13 protein-coding genes and 1 pseudogene are annotated in these 18,349 nt (G+C 40.4%); 8 read left to right on the top strand and 6 right to left on the bottom strand.

Translation table 11 applies throughout. The annotated features are described in order from the left end of the window. The first annotated feature begins 2 nt into the window (after positions 1-2). From FH971_RS11720 to FH971_RS11695, 6 genes are all read left to right on the top strand, one after another. Positions 3-710 (top strand): succinate dehydrogenase iron-sulfur subunit, encoded by a 708-nt coding sequence (locus FH971_RS11720; protein WP_137226845.1) that lies wholly within the window; start codon positions 3-5, stop codon positions 708-710. Positions 711-911: 201 nt separating this feature from the next. Continuing rightward, positions 912-3,734 (top strand): 2-oxoglutarate dehydrogenase E1 component, encoded by a 2,823-nt coding sequence (gene sucA / locus FH971_RS11715; protein ID WP_137226846.1) that lies wholly within the window; start codon positions 912-914, stop codon positions 3,732-3,734. Positions 3,735-3,762: 28 nt separating this feature from the next. After that, a complete protein-coding gene (gene odhB / locus FH971_RS11710) occupies positions 3,763-4,956 on the top strand; it encodes a 2-oxoglutarate dehydrogenase complex dihydrolipoyllysine-residue succinyltransferase (RefSeq protein ID WP_137226847.1) in 1,194 nt (397 codons plus the stop codon). A gap of 76 nt (positions 4,957-5,032) precedes the next feature. Then, on the top strand, positions 5,033-6,199 hold the full coding sequence (gene sucC, locus FH971_RS11705) for an ADP-forming succinate--CoA ligase subunit beta (protein ID WP_137226848.1): 1,167 nt from the start codon (positions 5,033-5,035) through the stop codon (positions 6,197-6,199). Next, on the top strand, positions 6,200-7,072 hold the full coding sequence (gene sucD, locus FH971_RS11700) for a succinate--CoA ligase subunit alpha (protein WP_137226849.1): 873 nt from the start codon (positions 6,200-6,202) through the stop codon (positions 7,070-7,072). Positions 7,073-7,143: 71 nt separating this feature from the next. Continuing rightward, positions 7,144-8,070, top strand: coding sequence for an AEC family transporter (locus FH971_RS11695; RefSeq protein ID WP_140234415.1), 927 nt, complete (start codon positions 7,144-7,146; stop codon positions 8,068-8,070). Positions 8,071-8,158: 88 nt separating this feature from the next. Here the strand turns inward: FH971_RS11695 and fur are convergent, their stop codons facing one another. Next, positions 8,159-8,590, bottom strand: a complete 432-nt coding sequence (gene fur / locus FH971_RS11690) for a ferric iron uptake transcriptional regulator (protein ID WP_137227469.1) — start codon at positions 8,588-8,590, stop codon at positions 8,159-8,161. 352 nt (positions 8,591-8,942) lie between these two features. Here fur and cobB point away from each other — a divergent pair, with 352 nt between their 5' ends. Together cobB and FH971_RS11680 are read left to right on the top strand one after the other, a co-directional pair. Then, the gene (cobB, locus tag FH971_RS11685) at positions 8,943-9,674 is read left to right on the top strand and encodes a Sir2 family NAD+-dependent deacetylase (protein WP_137226851.1); all 732 of its coding nucleotides are present in this window, start codon (positions 8,943-8,945) and stop codon (positions 9,672-9,674) included. 43 nt (positions 9,675-9,717) lie between these two features. Further along, entirely contained in the window at positions 9,718-10,143 is a 426-nt protein-coding gene (locus FH971_RS11680; protein WP_140235581.1) for an AAA family ATPase, read from the top strand. Positions 10,144-10,202: 59 nt separating this feature from the next. Here FH971_RS11680 and FH971_RS11675 read toward each other — a convergent pair. The 5 genes and pseudogenes from FH971_RS11675 to FH971_RS11655 all read right to left on the bottom strand — a co-directional run. Continuing rightward, positions 10,203-10,856 (bottom strand): annotated as a pseudogene (locus tag FH971_RS11675) (2',3'-cyclic-nucleotide 2'-phosphodiesterase); the annotation flags it as partial. A gap of 208 nt (positions 10,857-11,064) precedes the next feature. Beyond that, on the bottom strand, positions 11,065-12,375 hold the full coding sequence (locus FH971_RS11670) for a cytochrome c (protein WP_140234414.1): 1,311 nt from the start codon (positions 12,373-12,375) through the stop codon (positions 11,065-11,067). An 11-nt stretch (positions 12,376-12,386) separates the two neighbouring features. Then, the gene (locus tag FH971_RS11665) at positions 12,387-14,159 is read right to left on the bottom strand and encodes a GMC family oxidoreductase (RefSeq protein WP_140234413.1); all 1,773 of its coding nucleotides are present in this window, start codon (positions 14,157-14,159) and stop codon (positions 12,387-12,389) included. Positions 14,160-14,161: 2 nt separating this feature from the next. Beyond that, positions 14,162-14,875 (bottom strand): gluconate 2-dehydrogenase subunit 3 family protein, encoded by a 714-nt coding sequence (locus FH971_RS11660; protein WP_206194419.1) that lies wholly within the window; start codon positions 14,873-14,875, stop codon positions 14,162-14,164. A 1,234-nt stretch (positions 14,876-16,109) separates the two neighbouring features. Continuing rightward, positions 16,110-18,287, bottom strand: a complete 2,178-nt coding sequence (locus FH971_RS11655) for a M3 family metallopeptidase (protein WP_140234412.1) — start codon at positions 18,285-18,287, stop codon at positions 16,110-16,112. Between the last annotated feature and the right edge of the window lie 62 nt (positions 18,288-18,349).

Genomic DNA, 18,349 nt, shown 5'->3' with positions numbered 1-18,349 from the left:
AGATGAAATTAACATTTGCATTGTATCGTTACAATCCTGATGTAGATACCAAGCCTTACATGAAGGATTTCACCCTGGAAGTGCCTGATGGCTCTGACATGATGGTGCTGGATGCGTTAATTAAACTGAAAGAACAAGACCCAACGCTTGCGTTCCGTCGTTCATGCCGTGAAGGTGTGTGTGGTTCTGACGGTGTTAACATGAATGGTAAAAATGGATTAGCGTGTATCACGCCATTATCGACCTTTAAAGGGAAGAAAATTGAAATCCGTCCTTTACCAGGAATGCCAGTAGTTCGTGATTTGGTCGTTGACCTCACTCAGTTCTACAAGCAATACGAAAAAATTAAGCCTTATCTGATCAATGATGAAAAGGCGCCTGTTCGCGAACATTTACAATCACCTGAAGAGCGTGCTCATTTAGATGGTTTATATGAATGTATTTTGTGTGCATGTTGTTCTACCGCTTGTCCATCTTTCTGGTGGAATCCGGATAAGTTTATCGGTCCAGCTGGTTTATTACATGCTTATCGTTTCTTGATTGACAGCCGCGATACGGCAACTGAGGAGCGTTTATCTGAACTAGATGATGCTTACAGTGTGTTCCGTTGTCATGGCATTATGAACTGTGTTGATGTTTGTCCTAAAGGATTAAACCCAACTAAAGCGATTGGTCATATCAAGTCAATGTTACTTAAGCGAGCCGTATAATGCATAAAGAAGAGCAAAATAGTCTGACTTATTAGCTCTGTTGAGAGTCATCTTCATTATGGAGATGGCTCTTTTGTGTATTTATGCAATACCTCCTGACATTATCTTGTTAAGATAATGTCAGTCTACGTGTGATGTAACTTAAGTTACTCACTGTTATGTTTATGGCTAGTACGTGTATCAAGTTTGAAAGGAATAACAATGCACCAAGGCATCATGAAAGCCTGGCTCGAGTCGTCATATTTAAGTGGTTCGAACTCGACCTACGTAGAAGAGATGTATGAAGCCTATCAAGAAGATCCACAGTCAGTGTCTGCTGATTGGCAGGTCGTTTTTGATAATCTCCCTCCGGTTAATGGTACTTCAGTAGATGTACCCGAAACTGCCCACTCTAAAGTTCGTGACTATTTCCGTAGCTTAGCCCTAGAAGGTCGCTTAAAAAACGCTAACAGCGTCAGCGATCCAGAGCTAGATGCGAAACAAGTTAAAGTCCTGCAATTGATCAATGCCCATCGTTTTCGTGGCCATCAAAATGCCAATTTAGATCCATTAGGATTGTGGAAACGTGAAGTTGTTCAGGAGCTCGACCCTGCTTATCACGGCTTAACCGCTGAAGACATGCAGCGTCAGTTTAATACTGGTTCATTCGCCTTGGGCGGAGAGACCATGAAGTTGGCTGATATTATTCATGCATTAAAGAGCACTTATTGTGGCTCAATTGGTGCTGAATACATGCATATCACTGATACCGATGAAAAACGTTGGATCCAGCAACGTCTTGAGCCGACATTAGGTAAAGCCAATTATGATAAAAACGTTAAAAAGCGAATTCTTGAAGGGTTAAATGCGGCAGAAGGTATCGAAAAATACCTAGGTGCTAAATTCCCTGGAGCTAAACGTTTTTCATTAGAAGGTGGTGATGCGCTTGTTCCTATGATGCGCGAAATCATTTATCGTGCTGGCGAAGCAGGTACTAAAGAAATCGTTGTAGGTATGGCTCACCGTGGTCGTTTAAACTTACTTATTAACGTGCTAGGTAAACGTCCTGCTGAACTGTTTGATGAGTTTGCGGGTAAACACGCCGACATCCATGGTTCTGGTGACGTTAAATATCATCAAGGTTTCTCATCTGATTTTGAAACACCAGGCGGCAATGTTCATTTAGCCTTAGCCTTTAACCCATCTCACTTAGAAATTGTTAATCCTGTGGTCATTGGCTCTGTGCGTGCGCGTCAAGACCGTCGTGGTTGTAAAGATGGTCTTCAGGTAATGCCTATTACCATTCATGGTGACTCTGCTATTACCGGGCAAGGTATTGTGCAAGAGACATTTAACATGTCTCAAACACGTGGTTTTAGTGTGGGCGGTAGCATTCGAATTGTTATCAACAACCAAGTCGGTTTTACCACATCTAATCATGCTGATACACGTTCAACTGAATACTGTACTGACATTGCTAAGATGGTTCAGGCGCCGATTTTCCACGTCAATGCTGACGATCCGGAAGCAGTTGCGTTTATATCTCAACTTGCCGTGGATTACCGGAATGAGTTTAATCGTGATGTGGTCGTTGATTTAGTGTGTTATCGCCGTCATGGTCATAATGAAGCTGATGAACCTAGCGCTACACAGCCGCTAATGTACGCTAAAATCAAAAAACACCCTACGCCACGTAAAATCTATGCCGATAAATTAATCGCTGAAAATAGTATTCCAGCCGATGAAGTGACTGGTTTGATTAATCATTATCGTGATGCATTAGATGCTGGTGATTGTGTGGTGAAAGAATGGCGTCCTATGACGTTGCACACCGTTGACTGGACACCGTATCTTAATCGCGAATGGGATGAAGAATACGCTGGTTCAATGTCTATGGAGCGCTTACAGAATTTAGCCAATAAGTTGGTTGATATTCCTGAAAGCCACACATTACAGTCACGTGTTGCTAAAATTTGTGCTGATCGCGCCTCTATGGCGGCAGGAGAGAAATTATTAGACTGGGGTTTTGCTGAAACCTTGGCTTATGCTTCTATCCTTGAAGACCAAAAACGCGTACGTATTACTGGTCAAGACTCTGGTCGCGGCACATTCTTCCATCGTCATGCTGTGTTGCATAACCAAAATGACGGTACTACCTATTTACCTTTGCGTAATGTGGCAGATGAACAAGGGCCAATTGATATTATTGACTCAGTATTATCAGAAGCCTCTGTATTAGCGTTTGAATACGGTTACGCAACTGCAGAACCGGGTGGATTAACCATTTGGGAAGCGCAGTTTGGTGACTTTGTTAACTGTGCTCAAGTAGTGATTGACCAGTTCTTATCATCTGGTGAGCAAAAGTGGGGCCGTTTATGCGGTTTGACTATGCTGTTACCTCATGGTTATGAAGGTCAAGGCCCTGAACATTCAAGTGCACGTTTAGAGCGCTTCTTGCAATTATGTGCTAACCACAACATGCAAGTGTGCGTGCCATCAACTCCGGCGCAGGTTTATCACATGTTGCGCCGTCAAGTTGTTCGCCCTATGCGTCGTCCATTAGTGGTCATGTCGCCTAAGTCTTTACTTCGTCATCCATTGGCTGTGTCTAGCCTAGAAGAGCTTGCTGAAGGGACTTTCCAAAATATCATTGGTGAGATTGATACTTTAGATGCCAGCCAAGTGGACCGCGTTGTATTTTGTAGCGGTAAGGTTTATTTCGAGTTACTCGAAAAACGTCGCAAAGAAAATGTCACCAACGTTGCCATTGTACGTGTTGAGCAGCTGTATCCGTTCCCTGATGTGGAACTGCGTGCAGCATTAGCAACATATCAACATGTTACTGATTTTGTTTGGTGTCAGGAAGAGCCGCAAAACCAAGGTGCATGGTACTGTAGTCAACATCATTTCTGGGCTAATATTCCTGCAGGTGCTCAATTAACTTATGCCGGTCGTGAAGCTTCTGCTGCACCAGCATGTGGTTATCCTGGGTTGCACGTACAGCAGCAAGAATCATTAGTAAATAGCGCATTAAAACTGTCGTAATAGATAATTTATATAAGGGAAGCTTTCCATGAGTATCGAAATTAAGGTACCCGTATTACCAGAATCTGTTGCTGATGCAACTATTGCTACTTGGCATGTTAAACCTGGTGAGCAGGTGACTCGCGATCAAAACTTAGTTGATATCGAGACTGACAAAGTTGTATTAGAAGTGGTTGCGCCAGAAGACGGTTCAATCTCTGAATTGTTATTCCAAGAAGGTGACACCGTCTTAGGTGAACAAGTTATTGCTAACTTTGTTCCTGGTGTTGTGTCTGGCCAAGAAGTGACTAAAGCTGAAGCATCAGCGCCTTCTGCTGCTGCCTCTGACGCTTCTACTGATGAATCTAATGATGCATTAAGCCCATCAGTTCGTCGTGTTATTGCTGAACATAATCTTGATGCCAGTAAAATTAAAGGCACTGGTATTGGTGGACGTGTGACCAAGGATGATGTTGATGCATTCCTTAAGTCAGCACCAGCGAAAACAGCTGCGCCAGTTGCACCTGTAGCGCCATTAGAAGGCCGTAGTGAGAAGCGTGTGCCAATGTCACGTCTTCGTAAAACCATTGCAACACGTCTTTTAGAAGCGAAAAATTCTACGGCTATGTTGACGACGTTTAACGAAGTCAACATGAAGCCAATTATGGATATTCGCAAACAGTATCAAGAAGTTTTTGAAAAACGTCATGGTATTCGTTTAGGCTTTATGTCTTTCTATATCAAAGCCGTGACAGAAGCGTTAAAACGCTTCCCAGATGTTAACGCATCTATTGATGGTGATGAGATTGTTTATCATAACTATTTCGATATCAGTTTTGCCGTATCAACACCTCGTGGGCTGGTAACACCTGTCTTACATGATACTGATACCATGAGCTTGGCTCAAATTGAAAAAGCAGTTCGTGAATTAGCCATCAAAGGTCGTGACGGTAAATTGTCTGTTGCAGACATGACTGGCGGTAACTTCACTGTGACTAACGGTGGTGTTTTCGGCTCACTAATGTCGACGCCAATTTTGAACCTGCCACAAAGCGCAATTTTAGGCATGCATGCCATTAAAGATCGCCCTATGGCAGTTAATGGTCAGGTTGTTATTCAGCCTATGATGTACCTAGCACTCTCTTACGATCACCGTATTGTTGATGGTCGTGAGTCAGTTGGCTTCTTAGTTGCTATTAAAGACTTCTTAGAAGATCCAACTCGTCTACTACTTGATTTATAAGACAGTAGATAAACCCCTCGTCGCTGGCTCAATATGAGCCAGTTGGATTTGATTTGAAGTATATGGATAGATCATCATGAATTTGCATGAGTATCAGGCAAAATCTTTATTTGCCGAATATGGTTTACCAGTCTCTGAAGGCTTTGCATGTGATACTGCTCAAGAAGCAGTTGAAGCAGCTGGTCACATTGGCGGAAATTTATGGGTTGTTAAGTGTCAAGTACACGCTGGCGGCCGTGGTAAAGCAGGTGGCGTAAAAGTTACCGGTAGTAAAGACGAAATTAGAGCATTCGCTGAACATTGGCTAGGCAAAAATTTAGTAACATACCAAACTGATGCTAAAGGTCAGCCAGTTGCTAAAATTCTTGTTGAAAGCTGCACTGACATCGCCAATGAATTGTACTTAGGTGCAGTTGTTGATCGTAGTAGTCGTCGCATTGTGTTTATGGCGTCGACTGAAGGTGGGGTAGAAATTGAAAAAGTGGCTGAAGAAACGCCAGAACTTATTCATACCGCTATCATTGATCCGTTAACAGGTCCTCAGGCTTTTCAAGCTCGTGACCTTGGTTTCAAGTTAGGTTTAAACCCAACTCAAATGAAGCAGTTTACCAAGATCTTTATGGGTTTAGCGAACATGTTCACTAATTATGATTTCGCATTATTAGAAATCAACCCACTTGTTATCACAACTGAAGGTAACCTTCATTGTTTAGATGGCAAGATTAGTATTGATGGTAACGCGTTATTCCGTCAACCAAAAATCAAAGCGATGCATGACCCATCACAAGATGATGCTCGTGAAGCGCATGCTGCTAAATTTGAATTAAACTATGTTGCTTTAGACGGTAACGTAGGTTGTATGGTTAACGGTGCCGGCCTAGCAATGGGTACAATGGACATCGTAAACTTACATGGTGGCAAGCCAGCAAACTTCTTGGACGTTGGCGGTGGGGCAACTAAAGAACGTGTTGCTGAAGCCTTTAAAATCATTCTTTCTGACAGCAATGTTAAAGCAGTATTAGTTAACATCTTCGGTGGTATCGTACGTTGCGATATGATCGCTGAAGGTATTATCGGTGCGGTTAAAGAAGTTGGCGTTAAAGTTCCAGTGGTTGTTCGTCTTGAAGGTACTAACGCCGAATTAGGTCGTGAAGTATTGGCTAAGTCTGGTCTTGATATCATCGCGGCTTCAAGTCTAACTGACGCGGCTGAACAAGTTGTTAAAGCTGCGGAGGGCAAATAAATGTCTGTTTTAATTAATAAAGATACCAAGGTGATCTGTCAAGGTTTCACTGGTGGTCAGGGTACTTTTCACTCTGAACAGGCGATTGCTTATGGCACGCAAATGGTTGGTGGTGTTTCTCCTGGAAAAGGTGGTCAAACTCACCTAGGTCTTCCAGTATTCAACACTGTTAAAGATGCCGTAGCTGAAACAGGTGCAACTGCAACTGTAATCTATGTACCTGCACCTTTTTGTAAAGACGCTATCCTTGAAGCAATCGATGCAGGCCTTGAGCTAATCGTTTGTATCACTGAAGGTATTCCTACACTTGATATGCTTCAAGTGAAAGTGAAGCTTGAAGAAACTGGCGTTCGCATGATCGGTCCTAACTGTCCAGGTGTTATCACTCCTGGTGAATGTAAGATTGGTATTATGCCTGGTCACATTCACAAGCCTGGTAAAGTCGGTATTGTTTCTCGTTCTGGTACATTAACGTACGAAGCGGTTAAGCAAACTACTGATGAAGGTTTCGGCCAATCTACTTGTGTAGGTATCGGTGGCGACCCAATTCCTGGTACTAACTTCATCGACGTATTGGAAATGTTCCAAAACGATCCACAAACAGAAGCGATTGTAATGATCGGTGAAATTGGTGGTAATGCTGAAGAAGAAGCGGCTGAATATATCAAAGCACACGTGACTAAGCCTGTGGTTTCTTACATTGCTGGTGTTACTGCACCAGAAGGTAAGCGTATGGGCCATGCTGGCGCTATTATCGCTGGTGGTAAAGGTACTGCTGCTGATAAGTTTGCTGCTTTAGAAGCTGCTGGTGTAACTACTGTTCGCTCTTTAGCTGACATTGGTAAAGCATTACGTACTAAAACTGGCTGGTAATTAATTACCTTGCTAGATAAAAGGCGCTTAGGCGCCTTTTTTATTACCTTTTTACATGAGTTTGATTATTTATGGCCATCATGAGTATCATTTTTCCAATCATTTTTATGGTGGCTTTAGGCTATTTATTAACTTGGAAAGGCTTTTTTACTAAAGAGCACATTGCCGGAATTAGCAAATTCACTTTTTTTGTCTGCATCCCTGCTTTTTTATTTACTAATATGCTGGCGGCACCACTAGCGCAAAGTATCGATTTATATTCATTAGTGGCTTTTTACCTCCCTGTGTTGGTGATATTTACGTTGGGTTATCAACTTAATCACTACTTCAGCCCTAGTGATCAGCAAACACGTGATGCTAGTGCGGTTTTCGCCTTAGGGTGCAGTTATTCCAATACGGTTTTAGTTGGGTTGCCCATTATTACCGCTTCGTTAGGTGAGGCGATGATTGGGCCTGTATTGATGATCATTACTTTTCATAGCGCATGTTTGTTCGCGTTAACGTTTGTTTTAGCGGCTCGGGCGGAACAACAAGGGTTTTCTTGGCGTCGCTTTACGCGCTCTATGGTATTAAATCCAGTGGTGTTAAGTATTGGGCTTGGCATCATCGCTAATGGGTTAAGCATTGATTTAGGCAAACAACTTGATGATGGGTTAGCGCTATTAGCTAAGCCTGCTCTGGCATGTGCATTATTTGTACTCGGTGCCAACCTCAGTTTCTATCGAGTAGGTGAAAGTTGGCGCTTAGCATTAATGGCCAGTTGTATAAAAATTTTATTGTTACCCGCCTTTGTTTACGTAATGGCTGCAGTGGTATTTCAACTTTCGGCACAAAATACGGCTATGTTGGTGTTATTGAGTGCTTCACCGTTAGGTATCAACGCTTATTTCATTGCAACTGAGATTAAACAGCATGAATCAACTTTAGGTAGCACAGTGGTATTATCAACATTACTATCTGTATTGAGCTTTAGCTTATGGATTACTTGGTTGGTATAAGGTATCGAATTCGTGTAAACAGGTATTTGAACCAATAAAAAACCAGCATATACGCTGGTTTTTTGTTGATTAACATCTCGGGAGAGATTTATTCATCTGCATGGTCGCAAGTATCGTTAGTGCAGTGACCATAAAGATACAAACTATGGTGAGTGAGTTTAATATTATGACGCATCGCAATTTCATCTTGGCGACGTTCAATCACATCATCAGTAAATTCAATCACTTTGTCACAGGTTAAACACACCAAATGGTCATGGTGTTGCTGTGTTGACATTTCAAACACCGCTTTACCACTTTCAAAATGATGGCGATTTAAAATGCCTGCATCATCGAATTGGTTCAGTACTCTATATACGGTAGCAAGGCCAATTTCTTCACCTATTTCGAGTAATTTTTTATATAAGTCTTCCGCACTGATGTGCTGATTTTCTGGTTCTTGCATCAGTTCTAGAATTTTAACTCGCGGCAGGGTTATTTTTAATCCGGCTTTTTTGAGCGCTTGATTTCCATCTGTCATTGCTAATCTCTTGATTGCAGAACCCATCGGTTCATCGGTGGATAATGTAAGCATTATATGTCTTGAATTTAAAAACATAAACCTCTTAAGGCGCTTAATCAACTTATATACAGAATATTTAGTAAAACACGCACTTATGTTGATATTATTTGCGATATATCACTAAAAGGTATTCAATAAACTTACTTATACTAAGGGATTATTGCACCACTTAGGTAATAATATATGATCAATTGGCTAGACCATATGTCCATTTGGGGAATTAATTGACAAATGTGCTCGATGATCTTGTACGATAAAGAGATATATTTACAGAATAAAAGCGGTGTTTAATAACAATAAAGGACATAACATGTACCGGCGAATAGTGGTACTGACCGGCGCGGGGATTTCTGCTGAGTCAGGGATTAAAACATTTCGAGATCAACATGGATTATGGGAAGAACATCATATTGAAGATGTTGCAACACCCGAGGGATATGCTCGAGATATCGATTTTGTTGAACGATTCTATAATACACGTTTGGAGCAATTAAATGGTGGTGACGTTGCCCCTAATGCTGCGCATGTTGCTTTAGCTAAACTCGAAGCTGAATTTGATGGTGAATTGTTAGTCATTACTCAAAATGTCGACGATTTACACGAACGAGCAGGCTCGCTGCGTCTCTTACATATGCATGGTGAACTTGCCAAAGGGCGTTGCCCACAATCATTACAAACTTTTGTGTTACGAGAACCTTTTGGTGTCGATAATTGCTGTACGTGTTGTATTCCGGCAAAACGTTTACGACCTCATATTGTTTGGTTTGGTGAGATGCCATTTGGTATGGATAGAATTCATGATGCATTAGACCACTGTGATTTGTTTATTGCCATTGGCACATCTGGGACCGTATATCCAGCTGCCGGTTTTGTCGATGCAGCTAATCACCATGGCGCGCAAACTGTAGAGGTTAATTTAGTCGAAGCCGATAGGCACAGTCAGTTCCAATACCATTTAACCGGTAAAGCAGGGGAGATTGTCCCACAATTAGTAGAACAAATTTTGGCAGGCAAGGTGATAGGCAGTGACAAACCAGACTAGTCATTCAACATGTGATACTAATAATCCGAAAGTGGCGATCATTATGCGTGGCCTGCCAGGCAGTGGTAAGTCACATTGGGTGGAGCATTATATTGATTCATTAGGCGCAGACTTGTCGATTCATATTCGTCAGCACGGTTACTTTTCAACTGATTTTTATTTTTTTCATCAAGGTGAGTATCGGTTCAATCCGCAAAAACTTCCTCGATATCACCAAGCTAATTTAACGGCTTTTATTGTGGCATTAGCCCGTAGTGAACCTGTAGTGATTTGCGATAATACTAATGTTGCTAAGTGGGAGTTTATGGCTTATGAAGCTGCGGCTCGAGCGTTAGGTTATCAAGTTAGAGTGGTGTTAGTGGGTCAGCCTAAAAATGCTGAACATCAACAATTGTGTGCATTACGAAACCAACATCAGGTGCCCCTAGAACATATTCAAAAGATGGGTCATTTGTTTGAGTTAGATTAGTCGCTAAAGATATAAAAAAAGGCGCATAAAGCGCCTTTTTGAATTTAGTCCGCGAGTAATTACTTCGCAGCAACAGGTGTAGTTAGATCGATGCTATAAATTGCAAAGCCAGCTATAACATCTGCCGTTGTAGGCAACTTAACCATTTTACGTTGTTGATTATCAGCAACAAACTGATCAGCAACAGCACTATCTTGAGTTTCAAAACGAATATCTAATGCAACAGTGGCATTGTCTATAGTTTTAAAATCCCAGTTGTAATCAGCTGTTGGATCAACCATTGCGTCATATCCACCGGTTGCATTAGGTTGTGATTCTGCAGTGATATAAGCAGATAGTGCATCTCGGTTAGTGTCTGGAAGTTCAAGCACTACGTGGTCAGAGCCCGTAACCGCAAATGAGCCACCAAAGGCACGGTAGTTATTTGATGCGACTACAAAAGACATCGTCGCTAACTCTTCACCCGTAATAACCGTTCCATCAGCCGAGGTATATGCTAAGTCGACAATGCGATTGGCATCAGCGTCAACCACTTCACAATTGCGATCAAACTTAGTCGGTTGAGTGTCATCAATTTTGTAAGTTAAGCCGTCAATAACGTCAAAGTTATAGGTTGGATGACCAGTGCGGTTAATCAGGTTTTGTGGTGCACTGACGCTTGGGTCAATTTGATTAAATTGATTAGCAGAACATTCTAACCAATTTTTTAAATCAACAGCGATTAAGATGCTTCAACATTTAATAAGTGAATCACAAACATCCTATTAAATAAGTGGGGATCCTTCAGAATTTGACCCACTTATTGTTAAGGTAAATCTACAACAAAAGAAAGGTTTATATTTATCAGATAGAAATGGAGTAGCAGGTTTAAAATTAACGTTTAAAAACCATACTACCCATAACTTTTGTTAATATGAATTATCAATAAACTTGAGGTGCACTTTTATTTAATACTTCACTGGAGATTGTTTGCCTTATTTCTTTAACCTCATCAGCGTCAACTTTTGTTGCATTATTTCTCCATGATTGACGAACAAATGTCGCCAATGTCGCAACTTCCTTATCGTTTAACCGCCAACCAAAGCCGGGCATTTCGATTGCTTCAGGGGCATTCGTTGTTGAGGGTAATCGTGCGCCCGCTAAGATGATATGAATTAACCCATCTGGATTTTCTGCATTCACCAAAGAATTGTCATCAAGTTGTGGGAAAACATGTGGGGCACCCGCACCATCAGTAAAGTGGCATGCATTACAATTATCTAAATACAATCGTGCACCGGAGTTAATATCAACCTTAGCGGAATTAAGTAACTTTGTGGTGTTTCCTGGGGCAGAAGTGTCTTCGCTTTTTGCACTCTTCTGGCCTGATTGACTTTTTAAATAAATTGCCATGGCGTGCAAATCATCTTTAGTTAAGTGACTTAAACTATATTGAATAACATCGGTCATTTCACCTGCTACTGCTGAATAATAATTTCGTCCAGTGCTAAAGTAATCCATTAGATCTTGTACAGACCAATGTTCTAAATTGGTGTTGTTTCCTGCACGCAAGCTTGGAGCATGCCAAATACCAATATCTGCACCAGATAAGAAGCTTTTATTAGCATGGTCGTAAGATTTTTCCTGATAGATAATGCCCCTTGGTGTGTGACAACTACCACAATGACCTAACCCTTGAACTAAGTAAGCCCCACGGTTGTGTTCTTCCGATTGTTTAGGATCAGCCACAAATGCGCCATCATCTGTCGCTACCCAATCCCAAAAACGGATCCCCCAACGTTGATTAAAAGGAAAGCTTAGAGATGTTTCTGTCGCTTCAACATCGACAGCTTTAACCCCATGCATGAAATACGCATACATGGCTTTAGTATCTTCATCAGTTATTTTTTGATAACTAGGATAAGGCATTGCAGGGTATAAAAAAGCACCGTCTGCACGAATACCGTGCCGCAAAGATTGTTCAAATTCTTCGTATGTGTAATTACCGATCCCGGCCGTTTTACTTGGGGTTATATTGGTGGAGTAAATGGGACCAAAAGGGCTGTCAACGGCTCTTCCGCCAGCAAATTTTTCACCATTTTCACTGGTATGGCAAGCAACACAGTCGCCAGCATTAGATAAATATTCCCCTTTTTTAATGAGATCCTGCTGTAAATCTTGAGCCATAGACGTACTACTATAACTCCCCATTGCTATTGCCAAGCTTAGTAATGAGAATAATGATAACTTCATGTTCACTGCTCCTATACTTGTACCAATGGGCCAGGGTTAGGTAAATATTTTTCTCGAATTGCCTTTGCAGACCAATAGGTTAACGCACCGACTAACCCTGTTGGGTTATATTGAATGTTTTGCGGGAACGCACTGGATCCCATGACAAATACATTATGTACATCCCAACTTTGTAGGTAGCGATTTAATACGCTCGTTGCTGGATCCGTACCCATAACAGCGCCGCCAACATTATGAGTGGTTTGATAAGGACGGACATCGTATTCAGACCCAAAGTCTTTAAAACTATAATCTACATGATCAGGCTTCATAACCTCGACGATACCTTCAATTTGTTTTTTCATAAATTGAGTCATGCGGATATCATTTTCTTTCCAATTAAAAGTCATCGATAACATTGGCAAGCCATGTTTATCTTTATAGGTTGGATCCAAACTTAAATAACAATCTCTATATGACATATTGGAACCGTGTGTTCCTATCGTCATAGTATGACCATAATTAGCTTTAACGGCCTTTTTCCAATCAGCTCCCCAGCTCGGAGTTCCTGAGGGCAAAGGCATATTTCTAATCGGCTGGCCGTTTGTCATTGCGGCAAAAATATACGAACCACCAATGAAACCTTCTTTTTTAAAATCAATTTGATTGGTACCAAAATCATCTATTACGGTAGCATTGCCACCCGCACCAATAAATGGATTAAAGTTTTTGTCTTTAAAAAATAACGTTGCTCCACCTACCATTTGATAAGCGTAATTACGTCCAACGACTCCTGTATTACTGACAGGGTCGTAAGGTTTACCTATCTCAGATAATAATAATAAACGGACATTGTGATAAGCGTAACTACCAACAATGACTAAATTGGCGGGTTGAAAGACTTCGTCACCATTGGGATCAATATAAGTAACGCCAGTTGCTTTTTTACCAGAACTGTCTTTATTGATTTTGATCACCTCACACCCAGTTCGGTATGAGAAATTTTTACGTTGCTTTAATGCACCTAACACACAAGTTTGAGGAGAGGCTTTTGAGTTGTTAATACACCCATAACGTTCACAGAATCCACAATAGTTACAAGGGCCTAATTGCATTCCATAAGGGTTTTTATAGGCTTCCGATGCGTTCGCAGCAGGCAGAGGGAATGGGTGAAAACCTTTTATTTTAGCTGCATTTTCAAAAACAGTATCATTGAGGGTTCGTTGTAATGGGGGAAGCGGAAAAGGTGCTTGTCTAGGGCCTTCAAATATGTTGCCTCCGGGTTGTATTTCACCTTTGATGTTACCCGCTGTACCTGACACACCCAAAATCTTTTCAAAGAAATCAAAATGAGGCTCTAATTCCTCATAGGAGACTCCAAAATCCTGAATTGTCATATCTTCAGGAATAATATCGGCACCAAATTTCTCTTCTACATAACTGCGTAAACGTAATTCTTCTGGCATTGGTCGCCAAGTATGACCATTCCAGTGAGTTCCGGCCCCACCAACGCCATTACCAGGTAAAAAGGAGCCTAACTGACGATAAGGTACGGCAACATCTTGAGATGAGTGGCGAACGGTTACTGTGCTGTCAGCAGGGGCTGACATCAATTTATAACGTACTCCATAAGTCAATTCATCTGCCATTTGAGGATAAGCAAAATCGGGTACAGTATTTTGATCTTTACCACGTTCAAGAGCGAGTACCTCTAGACCCGCTTCAGTCATTTCCATTCCCATAATTGAACTTGTCCAACCAAGTCCTACTAGTACAACATCTACAGGTTTATTTTGACGAGTCATATTTATCCCCTCTCTCCTTCAATACTTACAGGTCCAAGTGGGTATTCAACATTAGGGTAAGCTACCCATTCTTTGAATGAGGCTCTAGCCCCTGGAAAACCAATCATTTTCCAACTCGCTAAATTTTTATTGCCGCTATGAATAGGATCTGCAAAGTAGCCTTCTTTGGTATTCTGTAATAAGAAAGAGAAAAACTGCATTGAGCTAAGATCAGAAAATTGAATTTCACCTAATTGTAACTGACTAAGCACCATGTCTTTTTCACTGTCTGATAGTTCTGCAAAGGATTTTTGATAGGTTTGATGGCAGTAATCTTCTGTTGCTTTAATCCCTTGTCTGTAGGTTTGCGCAGGTGTAAGAGATGATTGATAGCCCATTTCTGGTTTAGCAGATAAAAATGGCGGTTGCATATACCAATCTAGAGCGTTACCGAATCTCCCTTGCATTTGCTTGTCAATAAATACCGGAACATTAGTGTCTAAAGCACCGGGTCCAGTAGCATCTGCAGGTATAAGGCGATCGGTTGCTGCTAGGATGAATGCCCATTCATTAGCAGAAAAGTAGCTTGGTTTATATTCCCCTAAATCAATATCTAAAGGTTGAGCAAGGGTTGGTATAACTAGATTCGGGGCCATAGCGACTACTGAAATAGCGATTGTCGCTTCTTTTAAAAATTTTCTTCTGGAGTTGTTTAGAGTTTTTTTTATATTCATCATCTTTCCTAAATAGATAACGTACCAATATAGATACCGTACCAATATAGAACACTATATTTACTATATAGAACACTATATTTACTATATAGAATAATAAATATAGTGTTTTCAATCAGTATACGAAATCAGGCTAAGCTAATAAATACATTAATGAGTTAATATGATTATTCTCGATTAATAATTATTTAACTGAGTGCTTTTGTAAATTCCCGGTGTTATTTAATTCATCTATGTAACAAAAGTAATAATATTTATAAATTATTTAACATTATTAATGTACCAGTTAGTTTTTGCCATTAGCTATAACGTTGATAAAATTATAAATTAAAGAATAAACTGATATTTAAAGATAATCACGGAAGTGTCAGAATGTAAACTTAACTGTAATTTAAATAGTTAAGCTGGCGTACATATGAGTAACCTATTGTTTTTGTGAAGATCTAACGCTGCTCAGTACCTTCACTGTTAATTAGATTAGCGTGAAGACTGTTCGTGTTTATCATTTTTGTTACTCATTAGAAACTTAATTTCATAAGATATAACTTTTATTAATATAAAGAAGTTGTTTTATTTTAATCTGATTATCATATCATTTTTGTCGCTAGTTAAGTTAACCTATTCCCACTTATATTTTTGAAACCTTTAATAAGTTGGCCTAGAGAAAGTTTATTCTACTTTTTAAAGGGTGTCCCATTTTCTTTGTGGATATGCGGAGTCAGGCCCCGAGGCGAATTCTTTTCATTTAAGCCTCTTACGCAATGTTAGCATTCCTTACCTATATTAATAACAAAATGAAAAAATTCGTATTATAAGCATAATTAATGAATCAATTGTGGTGAAGCCCTAAATATACTTATTCAAACAATTATCTGGTCATTCAACGGGAGTTCTGCGCCTTTTGGGCCAGTAATCCCAATCTCATTAAATATCTGGTCAGTTCAGAGTCACTCAGGTTTTTCAATTCAAGGCGCCTCAAACTGAAAAACTGAGTCTGTTTGCACAATTAACCAGCATCAAAGATGATGGGTGACAAGGGGATTGTTTTAATGAATATTAAATGTGTGATTTTTCAGTAGAAGCGGACTGCTATATGCAAAATTTATTCGTTGTGATAAATATCGTTAAATGTAAATTGTCTTTTAAAGAGGAAATTTTTAACTTTAATGATAAAAAAATTCGCAATGCTACAAAAGCCATCACGAATAATATTGTAAAAAAGAGTTAAGTCAAAATATTAAGACTTGTCTTTTAATAAACCTCTGCTGCGTAACAGTGGTTCTATGCCGGCTTCTTTTCCTCTAAATTGTTTATACAACAACATAGGGTCTGCACTGCCACCTTTGGATAAAATATTGTCACGGAACTTTTGTGCGGTTTCAGGATCAAATATGCCATTTTCTTTGAAGGCTTCGAAGGCGTCGGCCCCGAGAATATCAGACCACAGATAGCTATAGTATCCAGCCGAATAACCGCCTGCAAAAATATGTGAAAAGTAAGTACTACGATAACGGGGTGCTATTTCATTAATCAATCCCATTTTGTTTAATGAGGCCATTTCAAACTTGGCCGCATCACGAACGTTGCTATCTTGCAGCGAATGCCAATCAAGATCTAAATAGGTTGCCGCCATGTATTCAACCGTGGAAAATCCTTGGTTGAATTGGCTTGCAGCTTGAATTTTTTCAATCAATGACTGTGGTATTACTTCACCCGTTTGGTAGTGTTTAGCAAATTGGGCCAACACTTCTGGTTGCGTCATCCAGTTTTCCATTACTTGTGAAGGAAACTCAACATAGTCGCGGGGCACAGCGGTACCAGATTGTGAGCGATATTCCACATCTGACAACATGCCATGTAAGGCATGGCCAAATTCATGGAACAGGGTACTTGCTTCATCAAAGGTTAATAACGCAGGTTCGTTTCCGGCAGGGCGTGGAAAGTTAAGTACATTAACGACAATGGGTTTTGATTCAACATCGTTCATATTATATTGACGGCGGTACGAGTTCATCCATGCGCCACCGCGTTTACTTTGACGGACAAAATAGTCCCCCATAAATACCGCCATCAAACTACCATCTTTATCGTATATTTCCCAGGTGCGAACGTCTGGGTGGTATTTGGGCAAATCTGTACGTTCTTTTACGGTAATACCATATAAACGATTAGCAGTGTAAAACACGCCTTTTAATGTACTTTCAAGTGAAAAGTAAGGCTTGGTTTGTTGCTCATTAAAACTGTATTTTGCCACTCGAATTTTATCTGAATAGTACCACCAATCCCATGCTTCTATGGCGAAGCCTGCACCTTGAGCATCGACAAGTGCTTGCATATCGGCCACTTCATTTTTAGCTTGATTTAATGCAGCTGGCCACACTTTATCTAATAAGCCATAAACATTTTCTGGGGTCTTAGCTGTACGTTCTTCTAACACAAAATGAGCATGAGATTGGTAACCCATAAGTTTAGCTCGTTGCGCTCGTAATGAGGCAATTTTAGCGAGAACTTTTTTGTTATCGAATTCATTATTGTTATTGGCTTTAGAAACATACGCTTTGTAAAGTGTTTCACGCAACTGTCTATTATCTGCATAGGTCAAAAAAGGGGTTATTGACGGACGATGCGGAGTAAAAATCCATTTACCAGGATGGCCAAGTCTAGTTGCTTTGCGTGCTGCAGTGTCAATCACATCTTGTGGTAGGCCAGATAAATCATCTTGGTTATCGATGATAAGTTGAAAGTCATTGGTTTCGGCTAATACATTGTCGCCGAATGTTAGACTTAGCTTACCAATTTGTTCATTTAAGCTTCGAAGTTTCAGTTTATCATCTGCAGATAAATTGGCGCCGCCGCGGGTAAATGATTTGTATGTATCGTCGAGTAACTTAGCTTGTGCAGTATTAAGCGGCAAGTTATCACGTTGCTCATAAACGGCTTTAACTCGTTTAAACAGCTTATCATTAAGATAAATATCATCTTGTGATGATGAAAGCTTGGGTGAAATCTGCTTGGATATTGCCTGTAATGCGTCGTTGGTGTCTGCACCCGTTAAATTAAAGAAGACGTTGGCCACTCGAGTTAATAAGTCCCCTGAAAACTCCATCGCTTCAATCGTATTGGCAAAGGTTGGCGTTTGTGGATTGTTGGCAATAGCACTAATTTGTTGTTGTAGTTCGGCTATGCCGGCTTCAAAAGCGGGAAGATAATCGTCTGTAGTGATGTTTGCAAAATCAGGTATTTCGAAAAATGTACCATAAGGTTTAAAAAATGGATTGTCAGCATGTTGTTGTTTTATTTGCGCAGCAGATAAATTCATCGCGGTGGTTTGTTCTGTCGTTTGGGAAGAACAGGCGCTTAAAGCAAATACAATGGCAATGCTGGCGAAAAGTGGTTTAAGGGATGAGCCCTTCATAATTTTTCCTTTTTTTTTAAGCCTTTTAGTCACAATAAAGCGGCTATTAAACGAACTTAATT

It is taken from the genome of Shewanella polaris, assembly GCF_006385555.1.
GTDB classification, from domain to species: domain Bacteria; phylum Pseudomonadota; class Gammaproteobacteria; order Enterobacterales; family Shewanellaceae; genus Shewanella; species Shewanella polaris.
This window is presented reverse-complemented; position numbering and strand designations above follow the sequence as displayed.